Below are 19,550 nucleotides of genomic sequence, written 5' to 3'. Positions count from 1 at the left end.
GCTTGCTTGTGTTGTTCCCTATAGTCTACAGACTACAGCCTAGGTAAGCATTCAGCGGTCAGCGATCAGCTATCAGCGATCAGTTACAAGCTATCAGTGTGTCGCGTATCAGCTATCAACCAAAGGCCAACGGCTGACCGCTGACTGCTGACTGCTGACTGCTGACTGCTGATAACTGACCGCTGAGCGCTAACTACGGTTCAATGCCTTACTGCAGGATTTTAGCTACTTCTTTGGCAAAATAGGTCAAAATTAAGTCAGCACCAGCCCGCTTCATGCTAGTCAGGGTTTCCATCATGACTTTTTTCTCATCAATCCAACCATTCTGACCGGCTGCTTTAATCATGGCGTACTCACCACTAACATTGTATGCAGCAACGGGTAAATTAGTATGCTGTCTAACCCGGTGGATAACATCCATATAGGCTAAAGCGGGTTTAACCATGACCATGTCTGCCCCTTCTGAGATATCCAAGTCGATTTCTTTGAGGGCTTCAAGGGCGTTAGCGGGATCCATTTGGTAAGTCTTCTTGTCACCAAATTTAGGAGCGGAATCTAGGGCATCCCGGAATGGACCATAATAAGCGGAGGCGTATTTAGCGGAATAGGCCAAAATTCCGACATCAGTGTAGCCTTCACTATCTAGAGCTTTGCGAATTGCACCAATGCGTCCATCCATCATGTCGGAAGGCGCAACCATATCTGCCCCTGCTGCAGCTTGAGATAGGGCCATTTTTATCAATACTTCCACGGTGGCGTCATTTAGGATAGTGCCATCTTCGGTGACAATGCCATCATGACCATCACTGGAAAAGGGATCAAGGGCAACATCGGTAATCACCACTAGCTCTGGCACTTCTTGCTTAATTGCTCTGATGGTGCGTTGGATTAATCCATCCGGGTTGTAGCTTTCAGTACCGGTAGCATCTTTCAAGTCTTGGGGAATCAGAGGGAAAAGTGCGATCGCATTAATCCCCAGTTCAAATGCCTCGGTTACTTCTTTTAGCAATAAGTCCAGAGAATAGCGGTAACAGCCTGGCATGGACTTAACCTCTGGTTTTAGACCTTGACCTTCCATCACAAATACTGGATAAATCAGGTCATTAACAGTCAGTTGATTCTCTTGAACCATCCGACGAAAGGCGGCTGTACGGCGCAGACGTCGAGGCCGATGGGTTAATTGGAGTTGGTCGGAAGCTATTGACTTGTCAATCAAGTTGGGTAATGACATAGTGAATCCGGTAGTAGATGTGAACTTGAGTTAAGTCTGTTAAATTCGTGAAGTTCATTATCAAGCATTTTTGTTTCAAAAATTATTCTGCGCAATAAAACTTTGATTTTGCTGGTTGACTTGACTGGTGACGGTAGGTTGTCAGGGATGAAGGGAGTGGTCGATTAAGGGGAGTAAGGGATAATCCGGTCATCGGTCTGGCGTGAGGTCAGCTAGTAGGGTGCGTTAATAACGCACCTTACGGCGGTTTGCATAACTATCAGGCACAGAAAATTTTGTGCTTTATTCCCTGCTCCCTGCTCCCTGCTCCCTAAAAACCCAAAACTTTGTACCTAAATGAATTGCAAACCGCTGTATTGGTGTAGAGTGATATAGAGGGATTTAGAGTTATTTAGAGTTATTGACGAATTCCTTTCTATCAGAAGGAAGTAAGAAAGTGCTGGTCGGATAGTACCAACCGATAACTTTGACCTTCGCGCAAGCGTGTGCGCCTTAGCTCATGGCGAACTTTACCCCAAGAATATCGAGATGGCTGATTGTCCTCAAACCTACCAAAAGGTTATTTCAACGCCAATAAATTCCCTTGTATCGAACTTACTGAACGAGTTAAACTATCACAGTTTCCGTTCTACCGTAAGGTATTCGATAAAACTCGATGATGATACCTGCTGGTGTAAGTCAATTAAAACAAGCTTTTCATAAGCATCTTGCAGCTCATACCTCTGTTACTGGTTCTTCTTCCTATCTTTTACTGTTTTATGCTGCGGAATGTGGACTCAAGAGTATTTGCTTGAGAAGAAACAACTTACGAAGCACAAAATACTTTCAAGATCCGATAAAAAACTATGGTCATAACTTAGATATGTGGTGTAAAGAGCTGAACATTAATGCATGTAAACTTACTTTTAAAACCAAAACTGAAAACAAATCAACTCCTTCGTTTCATCTCGCCTGTGGCGGTTCGAGTCGAAATATCGGAGCAGCTCATCAAGCTTGGCGATATGGCATTACCATAAAGACAGAAGATGAAGAATACTTAATCGACTGGCTCCATCAGCTTTGTAATTGGATTGAGGAGAATATAAACCGATGATTCCATCAGATATTCGATTGTACACCTGGGTAGATGTAGAAGAAGTCTTGTTGCGATCGCAAGAGCAAGAGAAATGGCCAAAAGACTTAGTTTGGGCTAGAGGGTATTGGGATGAATTAGTTCTCGGTATTCGTCCTGGCACTCAAAGCTCAGTCAAAACATGGCTCCAGGAAATCTACGATCCTCGATTCCAAGACAATGGCCAACAGGGTAATGATTGTATTATCCTCGAAAGTGCTGAAGGCAATCAGCGCACCTTACGGATTATTTTAGAAGAAACAGAGGAAGAACCCCCAACTCCTAAACTTATCCCCAATCTAGCTAGACCTACTGTTATTTGGCAACGAACTGAGAAGCTTCAAGCACCGGATATCCTCCCAGATGATTTACCTCCGGTGGTTGCTTTTCATTCTTTTAAAGGTGGTGTCGGTCGCACAACTCATGCTCTTGCCCTAGCACAAGCTTTAATCAAGGCCAAGCAAAACGTTCTTTTAATTGATGGAGATTTAGAGGCTCCTGGAATTAGTTGGTTATTAGAATCTAGGCTGCCTTCTCCTCCTATTTGTTTTGCCGATTTTATTGCCTTAATTCATGGAGACCCTTCTCCAGACGCAGAGCCAACCATTGAGTTAGCAACCCAAAAACTTCAGAATGCTTTAGTAGACGGAATCTATATATTACCTTCCTTTCGTGTTAATAGCAGATTAACTGGTTTAGCCATTAAGCCAGAACATCTAATTAAAGGCCATAAAAACCCATTTATATTGACGGATAGTTTAGCTCGTCTGGGACAAGCCTTAGGAGTCAATGTTGTTTTAGTGGATTTGCGAGCAGGACTCTCGGAATTAGCAGCAGGATTAATTTTAGATCCGCGAGTCTATCGGATCTTTGTCTCTACGTTAAGCGGACAATCAATCAGCGGAACTGCGAAGCTTTTAGAATTAATTGCTAAACTAGCACCCTCAACGCGAGAGCAAGACCCTTCCCCTGCTTTAATTTTGACTAAAGTCCCTCAAGATGAAAGAGCTAAAAGTTTAGTTATTGAATCAGAACAAACAATTTTAGAAGCAATTCAACCCTTGCTAGGGGAAGAGAGTGAACCAATTAGAATTACCACCAAATTTACTGATAGTTTACAGATTTTATCTAATTCTTGGCAAGAGGCTTGGCAGCAATTGGCAAGTTCTCAATTAATTGATTTACTACATCCTTTATTGGAATGGCTGCCTGATAATTTAAATACATCCAATCCACCAGATGAACCTATAATTTTATTAAAGTCTCAAAGAGAAAGATTGAGAGATATAGCAGAGAAAATGATTTATGCAGAGCGTGCTGAGACTGAGGATTTTTTAGTTACTAATTCTTTGCAAAACTTAGCTAATGATTATCGAAACCAGATTCCAATCACTGTCGTTATTGGAGCCAAAGGTTCTGGAAAAACTTATACCTTTATGCAAATTATACGCAGAAAAGAATGGCAAAAATTTAGAGAAGATGTGGGAGTAACTAATGTAGACATTACAGTAGATAGCACAGCCTTGATCGCACCGATTATCGCTTCAACTAATCTCCATGATAAAGCAAAAAAAATAGTATATGACGTCCGGAAATATTGTGCTGAACAGATAGGGTTGACGCCTCCCGTCGATGACAGTGAGATTAAGGACTATATTCGGGACGGATATCAACGGGAATTACATGAAGGTGAATGGCGCGATCGCTGGTTGGATGTCATTGCCAAGACTCTAGGTATGACAGGTAAAGGTCGCGATTTACCTAAGTATATAGCAGAGAAAAAACAAAAGATAGTAGCTGTAATTGATGGCTTGGAAGATTTATTTCAAGAATTTGCTCAGAATGACGATCAACAAACTGCTTTACGAGCGTTATTGCAAGAGGTTCCTCAATGGCTGGAACAACAACCCTTTCGTTGTTTAGGAATTATTATTTTTGTCAGACAAGATATTTTAACTGCTTCTGTCCGTCAAAATTATGGTCAAATGAAATCTCGCTATCAGCCTTATACCTTAAAGTGGAATGAAGAAAGCGTATTGAGATTAGTTGCTTGGGTTGCCGATAAAGCTAAGATTCCGTTAAAGTTAGAGTCAGCAGCACTTCAAGATATGAATGCAGCACTTCAAGATATGAATGAAGCAGAACTGACGGAAAGTCTAAGACCCTTGTGGGGCAAAAACCTAGGAAACGATCGCTCTAGACAAGCACGTTCTGCTCCGTTTGTCATTGCCGCATTATCTGACTACAATGGACAAATTCAGTCTAGGGATGTAGTGCGTTTTCTTAAAATTGCGGCAGAAAACTCCATTGATGATGATTATTGGCAAGATCGAATTCTAGTTCCCAAAGCAATTCGAGATTGTTTAGATGAATGCAGCAAAGAAAAAATTGAAGAAATAAAGCTCGAAAATGAACCGTTAAGAACGGTATTTAATAAATTACGTGAATTACCTAAAGTACAGAAAAAAAGCCCTTTTCAACTAGAAAGTATTAGCTTATCTGCAGAAGACATTAGCCTCCTTAAGCAAAATGGGGTCATTATTGCTGACGGGGATGACTATTACATTTCAGAAATATTTCGTTTAGGATTAGGGTTTTCCCAAAATGTTGGCAGACCAAAAATTATGGCTTTAGCTCGTCGAGCTGGACAAGGAATCTAGATGATCATTATTAACGGTTTATTGACCTCTCCCCTCCTTCAAAGAAGGTGATTGAAACGCTTAAGGGGGCAGGGCTGTTTTAAAATTCAATAACTTAGATTCAATAACTTAGAGCGAGAGAGGGGAATAAGTTCAACGTATTGGTTCAATAAACAATGAACCATCACGAATCAACACTCTTCCCCAGTCTCTTGCTTTACGAACTAGGCTCTAACAACTAATTCGACCATTTTTGGGCAACTAACTCAGCCAAATCTACAACCCGCTGAGAGTAGCCCCACTCATTGTCATACCAGGCAACAACCTTAACCATATCGCCACCCATGACCATAGTTAAGCTAGAATCCACAATTGACGAAGCATCATGACCCCTGTAATCACAGGAAACAAGAGGTTCGTCGCCGTAAGCCAAAATTCCGTTGAGTGGGCCTTCAGCTGCTTCTTTGAGCACTTGATTGACCTGCTCAGCAATGGTACTTTTCTCCACTTGAACTACCAAGTCAACGATAGACACATTGGGAGTTGGCACCCGCAGAGCAATACCATTGAGTTTCCCTTTCAGTTCAGGAATCACTAGAGCTACTGCTTTAGCCGCACCAGTAGAGGTAGGGACAATGTTGAGCGCTGCTGCCCGAGCCCGACGTACATCCCGGTGGCTCGCATCAAGAAGCCGCTGGTCACCAGTGTAGCTGTGGGTTGTGGTCATTGTTCCTTTGATAATGCCAAACTGTTGATGCAGTACTTTGGCAAAGGGAGCTAGACAGTTGGTAGTACAGCTAGCATTGCTAATCACGTCATTTCCTTCGTGGATGTAGTCTTCATGATTAACACCCATGACGTAGGTGGGGACGTCTCCTTTGCCAGGAGCAGTGATTAGCACTTTCTTAGCACCAGCAGCTATATGCTTGCCAGCTCCATCCTGATCTCGGAAGACACCAGTAGCTTCGATAACTAGGTCAACACCCCAAGAGTCCCAGGGCAAGTTCAAGGGGTTCCGGTCGGATACACACTTGACAGTTTTTCCATTAGCTGTTATGGAATTTTCATCACAACTGATATCTGCATCAAGTTTGCCCAACATTGAGTCGTATTTGAGCAGATGGGCATTTGTCTTGGGATCAGAGGTATCATTGATTCCCACTATATCTAACTGGCTATTCTCCCGAGTCAGCCAGCATCTCATAAAGTTGCGTCCGATGCGTCCAAAACCATTGATCGCTACTCTAATCACTACTTCTTGCCCTCTGTAATTCAAAGTAAATATTTTCTTAATGATCCCAATAATATCGCAAAGGCTGAAACAATTTGAAACTTTTACTGAACTTATGTGGTTTGATGTACTCGTTTTTAAACCAGATGGGTATACTTTACCCTAAAGCTGGAAGTTTTGGCAGGAGAGTCCGCTCTGGGGATGGCACAGATCTGATATTGCCTCGGCAACCTGATTTTACTCACACCATCCCCAAACCCCTCTCCCCTAACCAGTCTCAACCGATTAGTTTGGTATGTAGGTCCATTACCCCCAAAGGAGGCAGTGATAGAGATAAGTCAAAAAATTACCACTAGCTCTGCTTTACTGCTATTTTATGGGTGTTTATGGGTCTTGGGACGTTTTTCCGGATTGAGAAGTCTGGTTGACGTGTAATATATACGACAATAATCTAGGTACTCAAAAATCAGTTATGTAACAGTTACGTTATCAAACTTAAGGTATTATTGTCCTGTTTGACAGTACAGATGTACTTATTTATCAAAAATTATTCCTCGATCTCTATTTTTCCTGATATGATAGCGCGTGTTATTGGCAAATTAGGCGTGTGCGGTGTGGTGTGTAAGGAGTTAAAATGCCAAAGACTGTTGATTTCAGTAATAAACCATTTCATTTCATTGGTATTGGCGGAATTGGGATGTCAGCTCTTGCCTACATCCTAGCAAAACGCCAATTCCGAGTATCCGGCTCAGATACTCGGACAACGCATATCACGCAAAGTTTGCAAGCAGTAGGTGCTCATATCTTCAAACAGCAGTGTGCCGCCAACTTAGAATTTTTCCAATCCAGGAACGCACCAGCTTGTGAAGACGTAGCAGCTAAAAGGGTTAGCACGAGTTTGAATCCAAAAGCGCTCACAGAAATCTCACAATCAAGTCCGACTATATCTGTAGCTGACCCCTGTTTAGGCTTGCCTCAAGTTATCTGTTCCACAGCAATTAACCCATTGAACTCTGAGTACCAGGCAGCAAAAAAGCTAGGTTGCCCAATTTTCCATCGCTCAGATTTACTAGCGGCGTTGATTGAAGACTATTACAGTATAGCAGTCGCTGGAACTCATGGGAAAACTACAACCAGTAGTTTGATCGGGTATCTATTGTGGCAAGCCGGTTGTGACCCCACCATGATTATCGGTGGTGAGGTGGATGCTATCGGTGGTAATGCCAGGCTGGGAAATGGACCATTACTGGTTGCTGAGGCTGATGAATCCGATGGTTCGTTGGTTAAGCTCTCCGCCGAGATTGGTGTAGTAACCAATATTGAGCTGGATCATCCAGACCATTACCAGAAGTTAGAGGAGGTTGTTGAAATATTCCAGGCTTTCGCCAAGCGCTGTAAGAAGTTAGTGGGATGTATTGATTGCGAGACAGTGCGATCGCAACTAAAACCGAATATCAGCTATAGTCTACGGCGAGATATGGGGGCCGACTATAGCGTTGATGATGTAACTTATGAAGCTAATGGCACTACCGCCAGAGTTTGGGAAGGCAATCAGGTTTTAGGTCGGTTGGAGCTGAAATTGCTAGGCAAACATAATCTCAGCAATGCCCTAGCCGCAGTAGCAGTAGGACGAAATTTGGGGTTGGAGTTTGAGGCAATTGCCTTGGGGATCGCTAGCTTTGAGGGAGCCAAACGCCGATTTGAGCTGCGGGGCAGGTGCAATGATATTAGTTTTGTGGATGACTATGCTCACCACCCCAGTGAAATTAAGGCAACCCTAGCTGCCGCAAGAATCCAGGTCAACGCTGATCAGCGAATAATTGCAATTTTCCAACCCCACCGATATAGTCGTACCCTGAGGTTTCTCCCCGAGTTTAGTGTTTCCTTTAGTAACGCTGACTTGGTGGTTATCAGTGATATATACAGTGCTGGGGAACCAGATTTAGGAGAAATTAGTGGGGAAAACCTTTATCAGGCGATCGCATCTAACCATAAGGATGTACATTACAAACCAACTCTCGAATCAGTGGTAGAGTTTCTGAACCAAATTCTCTGTCCTGGGGACTTAGCCCTATTTTTGGGAGCCGGTAATCTGAATCAGATTATTCCTAAGGTAATGGGGTTTTACCAACAGCATGACGGCTTAGTTAACCAAAGTTTAGCCCGAAAGCATCAATAATTGTGAATCAAGCTAGGGAATTTTAACTATAGACCGTAAGAGAAGGTCAGTATGATCTCAAGTCTCGATGATATTCGTGAATCAACTTTCCACAAACTCTTCTAGGTATTCTACCCCCTAGCAACTTCAGCCAATTTCACTGCCAAAAACGGATCGGCATTATTCTCATTGCGTGTAGATCCGAATCTCTACCCTGATTTTCCTGATGATAACTAGCGTGCTAACCCAGAAAAAAACTCCTTCCCAGTTACAGTTGTATATTCCAGGAACCAATTGTCCACTTCAGTCCCAGGTATCCTTAGCCAAACTCACCTCATTTCGTGTGGGAGGTCCAGCTCAGTGGTACGTCGCCCCTCGGAGCCTAGAAGACCTACAAGCTAGTTTCCAGTGGGCTCACTCCCAAAAATTACCCCTAACCCTGTTAGGGGCGGGTTCCAACCTTCTAGTCAGCGATATCGGTTTGCCGGGTTTGGTAATTTGTACTCGCTATCTGCGCCATACTCACTTTGATGCAGATACAGGCAGAATTACCGCCAGTGCTGGTGTACCGATTGCCAGTCTAGCATGGCAGGCTGCCAAACGAGGCTGGGAAGGGCTAGAGTGGGCTGTGGGCATACCTGGAACTGTTGGTGGTGCTGTGGTGATGAATGCTGGTGCCCACAAAAGTTCCACAGCTGATCTTCTGTTTAATACAGATGTTCTATCTCCTGATGGCTCAATGGCGCAACTCAGTAGCGAAGACCTAGGCTTTAGCTATCGCACCTCAATCCTTCAAGGTAGCGATCGCATAGTCACCCAGGCCACATTTCAGTTAAAACCAGGTGCTGACCCAAAACAGGTGCGCTCACTGACATCGGAGCATTTGGCAAGACGACACACTACCCAACCTTACCACCTACCTAGCTGTGGCAGTGTGTTCCGCAACCCTGACCCCTATGCTGCTGGTTGGCTAATTGAACAAATTGGTCTAAAAGGCTACCAAATTGGTGGTGCTAGAATAGCTGAACGCCATGCCAACTTTATACTGAACTGTGGTGATGCTAAGGCTAGCGATATCTTCCGCATGATCCACCATATACAGGAGCAAGTAGAAAAGCACTGGTCACTGTGGTTAGAGCCTGAAGTGAGGATTTTAGGTGATTTTACCAAAAAACTAGCAGTTGAAAGCCCTATGTCTTTAGAGCAGGGATAAAAACTAGCGAGGGGATTTATCCCCTGCTATGGTTCCAGTGGATATCCCAAAACCGATCCTGTTGGGGAATCAGTTCAAAGCTGATCACCAAGCTGATCACCAAGCTGATCACCAACATGATCAATTTTTAGTTTATATTTGTGCTTGGCTAAACTAGAAAAGAACGGCAGGAAGTTAACTATATCGCTTCAGCCCATGTATGAATAACGACACCGGGAATTTATTCCCCTATTTCCTATTGCTGTTAAGGTGAGGAAAATTCCAATAGCACCACAATAGATACACGATAGATACACAATAGATAAAGGTAAATCAGCACAGGATTTCTAATGTCAGCGCACCCGTTGCCCATGGACTGGACTTCGTGCCGACTTGGGCAGCGGTTCAAACCGCGCTTGATGTTTGTTTTTCATCCCCGGTCATTAGACATGGGGTTTCTAAACTTAACTGGGATTTTTTATGACACAAGACAAAGGAAAAGGATTTGGTCTCGGTCTCGGCAAGATGAAAGAACTAGCCGAAGCGTTCAAAAAAGCTCAAGAAGTTCAAAAGGGTGCCAAAGAGCTCCAGGATCAGTTGGAGCAAATGGAAATTGAGGGAACATCAGGGGAAGACGGTAAGGTGAAGGTGTTTCTCAGTGGCAATCAGGAACCCCTACGTGTAGAGATTTCTGAGGATGCTATCAATCAAGGAGCTGAGGTTTTATCTGAACTGGTGTTAGCAGCCATGAAAAATGCCTATGAGACCTCCACAGCCACTATGCGGGAACGCATGGAACAACTTACCAGTGGGTTAAATTTGCCAGGTTTATAACCTGATCGGTCAATCCCCGCTCGGGATTCCGTAGGAAAAAACTAGAGGCATGAGGAAATTAATCATTCTCAATGGTTCCAAACCTCATGCCGAATATCCCATTAATGCCTGACTATTTATCAATATTTGAGTAAAACGAAGCTACCTGTAGCTTTGGCAGTGACGTAAGTCCATAATATAAGCTCTTAGCCACCTCTATATTGGCTGCTTCTGTCAAGTGAATGGCATCATTAAAGGCGAGTTCGGGAAAGTTTTGATAAATTGTGTACAAGTTGAGAACCTTGATATTTTTGGGAAAGCCTTTCTCCAGTTGCTGACCCGCTACCACCAATTTGGGATAATTGGCTTGCACTTGTTTTTGGTAAACTTTTCCTAACTGCTGCAAAATTTCCTTTTCTGCTGGTTTGATCGTTTTGTTGCCACGACCAGTTATTTCTGGTTGGACAGCAACTAGTAAAGGAATTCCCTGTCCTGCTGTTAAACGCAGCATATGTCTGAGGTTATTGCGATAGCGCGTCAATCGACGTTCCAGTTCATCGGATTTCTGAGGAAGATACTTCTTCAGTGGCATAACCTCCCCCCTCACCACTAGAGACCGCTGACTCACTGACGGCTGAGGATCAAAGACCCAGTATGTGATTGCTTTAGCGAGATAAGTTTTTGTAACTAAATGCTTCAACTGCTGGGTGAGATGAGTCCAAAAATGCCCAGTCGCATTTTGTAAGAAGGCTTCTGTGTTAGGAATATCTGTTAAATTTTGGTCACTGGGGGTGATCAAATCTGTGTATCCACCCAACACTATTACTGCGTCTGGGCTGTAAGGTAAAATTTTGAGAGCTAACTGAGCTAGTGCATTGCCAGAGGTATACCCTGGTACTGCGGCGTTGATGACACGATACTTACCATTTCGAATCTTTGGCGGCAGAGCAAGTGCTTGCTTTAATTCCGGTTCAGAGGGGGGTAAGGTCATTGGCCGGTATTTCTGTGGGGAACGCCTTTGCTGTTTTATCCGTTGATTGAGACGAGCTTCTAAGTAGCTGGCTATGGTAACTTGATTATTGGCATTCCCTTGACCGAAGGCTGTCGAGCCACCTAACAAAAAAATCCGAATTTCATTTTTGGGTTTGACCAAGGGAACGGGGTCGTCGTCCCGGAAACCCTGCTCATTAATGCGCCAGAAATCACTCTGTTGCTTCCCTAATAAACTGTAACCTACAGCTAGATCCCGTTGGACAGCTAGATCACCAAGGTCTGGTAATCCATCATAAAGCTGCTGTGTCTGGTCAAGGAACTTGGGACGGTAAACAGTGAAATCTCTGGGTGCCCCCTTGTAGGTAGCTATCTCATTAATTTTGCCGACCGCAGCCACTAATAAACGAGCCAACAATTCCACAATCATCAAACTTAGAACTATCCCTGCGAGCATCGTCAGTAGGTTAAACCGTCGGCGGCGCTTGCGGTAAAGGCTACGGCGCGACTTAAATAGTAAATCTCTTCCTTGCATAACCGTTAAATTAGGAGGTATCCCTTTACAAGTTGGTGTCTTTAAATCACTGCGTTGCTAGACATTGAACCATGAAGCGACATCCCACCACATGGGTTCAACTATCCCATAGAGCAATTTCGTTGCTAAACTTAACACGGCGCAGCTCGTAGTTGACCAAATAATATACCCATGCCCTGCAAGTTACTCTTTGTCTGCCTTGGTAATATCTGCCGTTCTCCCTCAGCTGAGAACATCATGAATCACTTGATAGCACAAGCAAATCTTTCTGACCAAATTGTCGGCGATTCCGCTGGTACTTCCAGTTATCATATTGGCTCTCCCCCGGATCGGCGTATGACAGCAGCTGCCAAACGTCGGGGGATTGTACTCCAGGGGAAAGCACGGCAGTTTAATCGGTCTGACTTGGAAGAATTTGACCTGATTTTAGCTATGGATCAGCAAAACTACGAAGATATTATCTCTCTTGATCCAGCTGGGAAGTATAAAGATAAAGTAAGGCTAATGTGTGATTTTGCCCGTCATCACACCGAGCGCTCAGTCCCCGATCCATACTACGGTGGACCAGAGGGTTTTAATAAGGTGATTGATTTACTGCTAGACGCTTGCGAAGGTCTGCTGGAACACGTTGTTGACAATTACACCAAGACTAGGCAAAACTAAAAACTGCCAACTACTACTAATTGCCAATGGTGAACTTAGCTTTTATGCCATTGGCGGTTAACTGGATGAATTCATTTGATTAAATGGTGTTCTAAGGCAAATCGTAAGAGTTCGGCTCGGTTACTCGTATCAGTTTTTCTGAACAGACGACTAACGTACTTCTCGATTGTCCTGGGACTCAGGTGTAGTTGGTTACCAATTTCGACATTGGATAAACCTGTAGCCAGTAAATTCAATACTTGCTGTTCCCGCTCGGTCAGCTGTAGAGCATGAGCTTGGGTATTATTCCCTGATTGATGATTAATCTCTACGGAGTTGATTGATCTAGATGCCGGTTTATCAACCGGCTCTTTTGTAGTCTGTGGTGATGAGAATCGTAACTCCGTATGAATCATTTGCGATCGCACTAGCAAACTTTGAATGACTGCACCTAATTCTTGCATCTCAAAGGGCTTAGGTAGGTAGACATCACACCCCGACTGATAACCCTTGATGCGTTGATTGGTGCTATTGAGTTCGGTTAAAAATACAACAGGTAACAACCGCAATGGGGGCTTCTGACGCACTTTTCTCACCAGTTCATAGCCATCTATTCGCGGCATATTAATATCTGTAACCAGAAGGTGAGGGTGATAAGTCTCAATCATAGACAGCGCTTGCTGACCATTTTCAGCAGTAATAACTGAATAACCTGACATTTCCAGATAATCGCTTACAGACAGACGAGTGCCCAGGTCGTCATCTGCAACCAGAATAATCAATGGCATGGGATAACTATAGTACTGACATTTAGAACAAACCTACTCTTAAGCTAGGTCATCTGGTGCTCAATTGGTTACCAAAAATACTTCGTTCGCGTAGCGTCGCCGAAAGGCGACGCCAGCTCAATCAGAACTGTCTGGAGATAGGAGTTGCCTGGTAAAATTAATATAGATACCTAGACAACAACATAGCTTAGGCTTGCTGAAAGAAGCACCCTTGTGATTAATTAGTCAGTCAGCCCCCCTCTGGCCTAGAGCAGCTACTAGTCTGATAATCCTTGCATAGCACTTAAGGCTTTCCCCAAGCGCTTGACACCATCAGAGCAATCGAGGCGATCTAAATGAACTTCGATAAAGGAGACAGTATTATGGTTAACTTTTGCCTGTTCTAAGGCTTGTTCTAACTCACCTTCAGTACGCACTTGGCAACTCCAGCTATTGCCAAAAACCTTGGGTAACTGATGATATTTCCAAGGTTGAATATTGTTGTACGAGCCTTCATGGATAGCCCGCTCAATAGTGTACCCGTCATTATTAATTAAGAAGATAATCGGGTTAAGTTGATGCCTAATAATCGTAGAAAGTTCCTGACAGGTCATCTGGAAGGCACCATCACCGACAAACACAATCGGTCTACGGTTAGGAACAGCCAAACCGACTCCTAGGCAGGCAGGAACTGAGAAGCCAATAGATGTGTAAAGGGCCTGTCCAATGTAGTCGCTGTCTCCTTGGAGTACCAAATCAACGGTAGCAATTAAAGCATCACCAGTTTCAGCAATCACGATTGACTCATCATCAATAAAGTGAGTCATCCGCTCATAGAATCTGGCGTTGGTTAGCTTTTGCTCAGGTTGTGACTCAAAGCGTTTAGACAAAGACTCTATAGCTGGCTTGATATCCAAGACATCAGATTTTTTCTTCTGAAGTTTGGCAGTTAAACCAGCCATGAAATCCGGTAGATACACTGGAGAATAGAAGTGGTGTTTGATTTTGACTTTGTCAGAATTAGCGTTGATTAATCGCTCTTCGGGCAGTTGGGCAGTGAAAGCACCCAGATTAATGTCTGACATGAAGGCACCCAGGCATAAAATACAGTCGGCTGTTTCAACTCGTTGGCGTACATACTCCTGACTGAACGCTCCTGCATAGCTACCAATGAATTGTGGGTGGCTTTCCGAGAGGATTGACTTGCCTAACAGAGTGGTAGCGAAGGGATATCCCGTCTCCTCCAGCAGGTGGGTAAGTTGGTCTGCTATACCGTAGCGGTGGAGTTCAACCCCAGCTATAATAACGGGATGCTGGGATTGCTCTAGCAAACTTACAGCCTCTTCAACTGCCTCTGATAAAGCGTTGATATCCATAATTGGGGTTTCTGGTAAGTCACGTTCCCCAGTAACAGGACAAGGTTGATTGACTATGTCTGAGGGAATTTCAATGTATACAGGTCTCCGGTGGCGCAAACAAGCAGCAATAGTCTGGTCGATTTGCCTTGCCGCTTGACTAGGGCTGGTAAGCCTCACGGCTGCCACTGTAATTTTTTCAAAAATTTCCAGCTGTAGATTGTAATTACCAGCAGTGTGATGTAGCAGTAACTTTTGCTGCCGCTGGGAACTGTTAGGTGCTCCACTAATCACGATCAGGGGGACTAGCTCAGCGTAGGCACCCGCCACCGCATTCACTAGACTAAGTCCACCAACATTATAGGTAACGCACAACCCAGCAACACCATTAAGGCGGGCATAGGCATCAGCTGCATATCCGGCATTGAGTTCGTTACAGGTGTAGATTAACTCTACAGAACTCTCTAGCAAGACATCCATCAGACCCAGGACGTAATCTCCCACTACGCCAAAAATATGCTTGACACCAGCGGCTTGCAGCCGTTGAGTAAGGTATTGACCGACAGTTACTACATCAGACTGAGCCATTGCACCTCTGACCTCTTTAATTAAGCTACCTTTATGGCCAGCATTGTAACCAAAATTTTAAAAAACGTTACATTTTTGGGTGTAAAAAACGTTACATTTTAGATATAATTTATTATTTCATGGAGCGCCGTAATACCCCATCCTTCTTAAGGTGGGGATGTAAGGTGGGTCAACGTAGGTACGGAGTTGACCAAATTAATTTTTGTGGTATCCGGAATTTTCGTTCTGGGTCGTGTATCCTAAAGTAGAGTACAGGCTGAAAAACCGTTAGGACGAGACAATATAAATCCGTGGAGTCCACGCTCGACCGCCTAAAAAGTAGTAATGCTCCGAGGCCAGGGAAAATCCTCTTTAAAAACCCAATCGTCAACTAACAATTGGCGTGTGAACCTAGTAAAGCAAACCTTTTCAAGAAAATGTACGGTGGGGCGCACCGGAACATGGAGAAAGAGAGGGAAACAGAATCTTCGGCACTCTCAAACAAGTATCCGAACGCCTAGGGAGAATTGCCCTCTAGGTCTGTCGTGAATTGACTGGAAATTTGGTAGTAAGCTCACGGATTTTTGGTTAATTACTGTCCTGTCTTTGACGGCGTCAAAATGGGAACTCGGCGGTTTAAGGTGATTCGTCGATCTAGGAATCCCCATCCCTCTAAAGGGTGGGGAGCGTCAAGCTTTCTATTCTAGCAAGTTTCTTGGGTTGACTAGAGAAGCCTAACGTCTCTCAAAGGTGAGTAAGCGTCGAAAGTACAACCAAGCTGGACACAAGAAGCCATCCTTAGATGGGTTATGGAGCCCAAGCTACTTTTGCATTTCTGTCGGAGGGGTACCCCTTGAGGTGCTTAAGGAGTACATCCAAAACCAAAAGCGACCGGAGGCAACCTAAGGTTGCTCCCTAGCGGTAGCCCGCTATCCTTCCCCGTCCTGAATAACGGGTAAGGATAGCGGTTCCGGTCAACTGTCAACAAAAAAGGTGAAATATCTATTAGCTTATACAGCAGAAACTTTTAGACTACTTGGCTGCCCCAGATTCCCTTCTAAGACAATACCCCGCTGGTTATAAGCCAGATGACGCAGCAATTTGTAAATCCCTTCAATTTGGTCAGGGGCTCCCACTTTCTCAGCTAACTCCGAAACAGATATGGCAGCACTTTCCTGGTGTAGTACCTCCATCACCTTTTTCTGTAAATCTAGAATGGCAGCGGCGGCTTTTTTACCCGCTTCTACCCCAGGTTGGTGATAGGCATTGATATTTACCAAGGATGCATAAAGACCAACAGCACGTTCATACAGGGCAATCAATGCCCCCACGGTTCTAGCATTGACCTGACGAATGCTTACGGTAATGGAATCCCGTTGATTTTCATACAACGCTTGCCGAGTACCTTGTAATAAACCTGATAGATAGTCTCCCGTAGTTACACCAGGTTCTACTTCTGGAGACTTCCCTTGTCGGTCTTCTAAGACTTCAATGAACGTGACAAAGAAATTGGGAACACCTTCGCGAAGTTGCTGTACGTAGGCATGTTGATCCGTTGAGCCTTTGTTACCATAAACTGCAATGCCCTGATAAACCGTATTGCCATCTAGGTCTTTTTCCTTACCTAGAGATTCCATTACCAGCTGCTGTAAGTAGCGGGAGAATAGCAATAGACTGTCTTTGTAAGGCAACATGACCATATCTTTCTCCCCCTTGCCATTGCCAGCAAAGTACCAGCATAGGGCAAGTAAGGCGGCTGGATTGCTTTTGAGCTGGGGGCTACCGGTAGCGCTATCCATATCTTTAGCACCAGCCAGCATCTGACGGATATCAATCCCTTGTAGTGAAGCTGGAAGTAGTCCTACGGCTGACATTTCAGAGGTACGTCCTCCTACCCAATCGTACATGGGAAAGGTGGCTAGCCAACCTTCGGATTTCGCCAATTGATCTAGTTTGCTGCCAACACCCGTAATGGCCACAGCTTGGGAAGCAAAGTCTAGATTCTGAGACTCGTAGGCTGTTTTAACTTCCACCATGCCGTTACGAGTTTCTGGTGTTCCCCCAGATTTGGAGATGACTAATACCAGAGTGCTAGACAATCGGTCTTGGAGTCGGGTCAGGACAGTATCAATGCCAGCTGGGTCAGTATTGTCAATAAAGTGAATAGCTAAAGGAGGAGAGTCTAGCGCAAGGGCTTCAGCGACAAACTCAGGACCAAGGGCAGAACCCCCAATACCAATGGAAAGAACATCAGTAAATTTTGGTGCCCTAGGGGGATGGATGGCACCCGTGTGGACATTTTGGGTAAAGGTTTCAATCTTTTCGAGAGTGTTGACAATGTCTTGTTGGAGTTCTGGAGTTGGGGCTAAGTCCGGGTCTCTTAGCCAGTAGTGACCGACCATGCGGTTTTCATCAGGGTTTGCGATCGCACCGTTGACTAAGGCATCCATATCCTTAAATGCCTTTTCAAACTTAGGCAGCATCGCCTCCACAAAGGCATCATCAAACCCCATACGGCTGATATCGAGGTAAATCTCTAATCCTTCGTGGTAATAAAGCCAATCCTGATAGCGTTGCCAGAGTGCAGCGGCGTCCATAAGTAGCTCTCCAACTTCTTTTATTGTCCACTCACAAGTTTAAGGCAAGCACATAGCTTGACACTCCCCGGTCTAAAGACGCGGGGATTCCTAGATCTACGACCGGCCTTGAACCTCCGTATCCTTGCGGCAATACCTAAACCAATATCCCGTCAAGACCAAGATTCTAGTTCAGTTTACGTGCATACCCAGCGGGCTGGTCTCCTTAGGCGTTTAGTTACTTTTTGAGAAGTGCCTTATAAAGTCCGTTGCTTCCCTGTTTCACTTGGTTTCGGCGTGCCCCGCCGTACCATTTTTTTTCAAAGTGTTATCTTGCTGGGTTCACACACCAATTTTTAGTTGATGGTTGGGTTTTTAAGGAGGACTTTCCCTACCCTCCGGGCATTACTACTTTAAGGTCAATAAGTTACGGGTCTCTCTCCCGGCTCAGCCATCGCCAAAGGCGACGCTACGCGAACGGTTTTTCAGCCTGTACCCTATGCTTGAATTATACTATAGCGCTAAAGTATTGTCAACTCGGCGACTAAAGTCGCGCTCGTGTCTTCATCCCCGGTTTAAAAACGCGGGGCTTTCGACTTGCGCGTCCCCTAGTAAACTACCCCGACTTAGCTAGCCCTTGGCGTCGGGGCTATGCGCGACTGTTCCCAAAACGTTTTTTAGATTTTTGAGCAGGTCTTGAACCTAATCAACTTGTTGAAGGGACAGGCTGTGGGAAAGTGATCGAATCCCGGAGCAACTTACTAGCAGCTAAAACTTCCTGTCTTGCCCATTGATCTGCTGCCAAGATATCGTCTAAGGAAGGATTGGAACAGTTATCAGCTTGGTGGCGATCGCATACAGATTCAATACAACGAGCAATATCCAAATAACCAATTTTCTCCTCTAGGAATAGGGCAACTGCCTGTTCATTCGCTGCATTCAATACCGCTGGCATCGACCCCCCAGCCCGACCAGCGGCATCAGCGATGTTCATACAGGGATATTTCTGATGATCCGGTTCCCTAAAAGTCAAATTACCAGCTTTCACCAAATCTAGTGGTTCCCAATCGGTATAGATCCGCTCCGGCCATGACAGGGAATAGAGTAAAGGTAAGCGCATATCTGGCCAACCTAACTGAGCTAATACTGAAGTATCTTGTAGTTCAATCAAGGAGTGAATAATACTCTGGGGATGAATCACAATGTCGATGTGGTCATAATCCATGCCAAACAGGAAGTGAGCCTCAATCACTTCCAATCCCTTATTCATCAGGGTGGCAGAGTCTACAGTAATTTTACGTCCCATGGACCAGTTGGGATGCTTGAGGGCATCAGCCACCTTCACTGAAGCTAACTTGTCTACGGACCAATCTCGGAAAGCCCCCCCGGATGCGGTTAGGATAATCCGCCGCAATCCCCCTGCTGGAACTCCCTGAAGACACTGAAAAATTGCCGAATGTTCTGAGTCAGCTGGTAGCAGCTTAATACCATGTTTTTCCACTAAGGGTAGTACCACTGGACCACCTGCAATTAGAGTTTCTTTATTCGCTAAAGCAATGTCTTTACCCGCTTCAATAGCAGCAATAGTAGGCAACAAACCCGCACAGCCGACAATGCCAGTAACTACAGCTTCGGCATCACCATAGCGTGCCACTTCTACCACTCCAGCTTCGCCCCCTAGGAGGATAGGTTGGGGGTCAAGGTCAGCAATTGCTGCTTTGAGTTCTGGCAATCTCTCTTGAT

13 protein-coding genes and 1 pseudogene are annotated in these 19,550 nt (G+C 44.7%); 7 read left to right on the top strand and 7 right to left on the bottom strand.

The genetic code is table 11. The annotated features are described in order from the left end of the window. Positions 1-208: 208 nt before the first annotated feature. Entirely contained in the window at positions 209-1,231 is a 1,023-nt protein-coding gene (gene hemB / locus F6K49_RS25600; RefSeq protein ID WP_293021541.1) for a porphobilinogen synthase, read from the bottom strand. A 655-nt stretch (positions 1,232-1,886) separates the two neighbouring features. Here hemB and F6K49_RS25595 point away from each other — a divergent pair. Continuing rightward, entirely contained in the window at positions 1,887-2,324 is a 438-nt protein-coding gene (locus F6K49_RS25595; RefSeq protein WP_293101163.1) for a hypothetical protein, read from the top strand. Next, positions 2,321-5,002, top strand: a complete 2,682-nt coding sequence (locus F6K49_RS25590; RefSeq protein WP_293101159.1) for an AAA family ATPase — start codon at positions 2,321-2,323, stop codon at positions 5,000-5,002. The genes F6K49_RS25595 and F6K49_RS25590 overlap by 4 nt, the downstream gene beginning before the upstream one ends. A gap of 217 nt (positions 5,003-5,219) precedes the next feature. Here F6K49_RS25590 and F6K49_RS25585 read toward each other — a convergent pair whose 3' ends face one another. Next, positions 5,220-6,233, bottom strand: a complete 1,014-nt coding sequence (locus F6K49_RS25585; RefSeq protein WP_293021582.1) for a type I glyceraldehyde-3-phosphate dehydrogenase — start codon at positions 6,231-6,233, stop codon at positions 5,220-5,222. 613 nt (positions 6,234-6,846) lie between these two features. Between F6K49_RS25585 and murC the strand changes: the two genes are divergently transcribed. From murC to F6K49_RS25570, 3 genes are all read left to right on the top strand, one after another. Then, the gene (gene murC / locus F6K49_RS25580) at positions 6,847-8,391 is read left to right on the top strand and encodes a UDP-N-acetylmuramate--L-alanine ligase (RefSeq protein WP_293021555.1); all 1,545 of its coding nucleotides are present in this window, start codon (positions 6,847-6,849) and stop codon (positions 8,389-8,391) included. 205 nt (positions 8,392-8,596) lie between these two features. Then, entirely contained in the window at positions 8,597-9,583 is a 987-nt protein-coding gene (gene murB, locus F6K49_RS25575) for a UDP-N-acetylmuramate dehydrogenase (protein WP_293021556.1), read from the top strand. A gap of 459 nt (positions 9,584-10,042) precedes the next feature. Next, complete coding sequence (locus F6K49_RS25570; RefSeq protein ID WP_293021557.1) at positions 10,043-10,396, top strand: YbaB/EbfC family nucleoid-associated protein; 354 nt, start codon at positions 10,043-10,045, stop codon at positions 10,394-10,396. Between the two features lie 112 nt (positions 10,397-10,508). Here the strand turns inward: F6K49_RS25570 and F6K49_RS25565 are convergent, their stop codons facing one another. Further along, positions 10,509-11,900 carry an SGNH/GDSL hydrolase family protein gene (locus F6K49_RS25565; RefSeq protein ID WP_293021558.1) on the bottom strand — a complete coding sequence of 464 codons (1,392 nt, stop codon included), beginning with the start codon at positions 11,898-11,900 and terminating at the stop codon, positions 10,509-10,511. Positions 11,901-12,071: 171 nt separating this feature from the next. Between F6K49_RS25565 and F6K49_RS25560 the strand changes: the two genes are divergently transcribed. Continuing rightward, positions 12,072-12,563: a low molecular weight protein-tyrosine-phosphatase gene (locus tag F6K49_RS25560; RefSeq protein WP_075897510.1), complete on the top strand. Its 492-nt coding sequence runs from the start codon at positions 12,072-12,074 to the stop codon at positions 12,561-12,563. A 71-nt stretch (positions 12,564-12,634) separates the two neighbouring features. Here F6K49_RS25560 and F6K49_RS25555 read toward each other — a convergent pair whose 3' ends face one another. Together F6K49_RS25555 and F6K49_RS25550 are read right to left on the bottom strand one after the other, a co-directional pair. Continuing rightward, a complete protein-coding gene (locus tag F6K49_RS25555) occupies positions 12,635-13,330 on the bottom strand; it encodes a response regulator transcription factor (RefSeq protein ID WP_293044618.1) in 696 nt (231 codons plus the stop codon). A 257-nt stretch (positions 13,331-13,587) separates the two neighbouring features. Next, positions 13,588-15,252 (bottom strand): thiamine pyrophosphate-binding protein, encoded by a 1,665-nt coding sequence (locus tag F6K49_RS25550; protein WP_293070861.1) that lies wholly within the window; start codon positions 15,250-15,252, stop codon positions 13,588-13,590. Positions 15,253-15,981: 729 nt separating this feature from the next. Here F6K49_RS25550 and F6K49_RS25545 point away from each other — a divergent pair. After that, positions 15,982-16,137, top strand: a pseudogene (locus F6K49_RS25545) (transposase); the annotation flags it as partial. A 104-nt stretch (positions 16,138-16,241) separates the two neighbouring features. Here the strand turns inward: F6K49_RS25545 and F6K49_RS25540 are convergent. Both F6K49_RS25540 and dxr read right to left on the bottom strand, forming a co-directional pair. Continuing rightward, positions 16,242-17,828, bottom strand: coding sequence for a glucose-6-phosphate isomerase (locus F6K49_RS25540; protein WP_293070863.1), 1,587 nt, complete (start codon positions 17,826-17,828; stop codon positions 16,242-16,244). Between the two features lie 685 nt (positions 17,829-18,513). Then, a partial coding sequence (gene dxr / locus F6K49_RS25535; protein WP_293101153.1) for a 1-deoxy-D-xylulose-5-phosphate reductoisomerase occupies positions 18,514-19,550 on the bottom strand: 1,037 nt, incomplete at its 5' end.

This window comes from Moorena sp. SIO3I6 (genome assembly GCF_010672095.1).
Note: the sequence above shows the minus strand (reverse complement) of the source record. Positions and strands in the feature narration are given on the sequence as shown.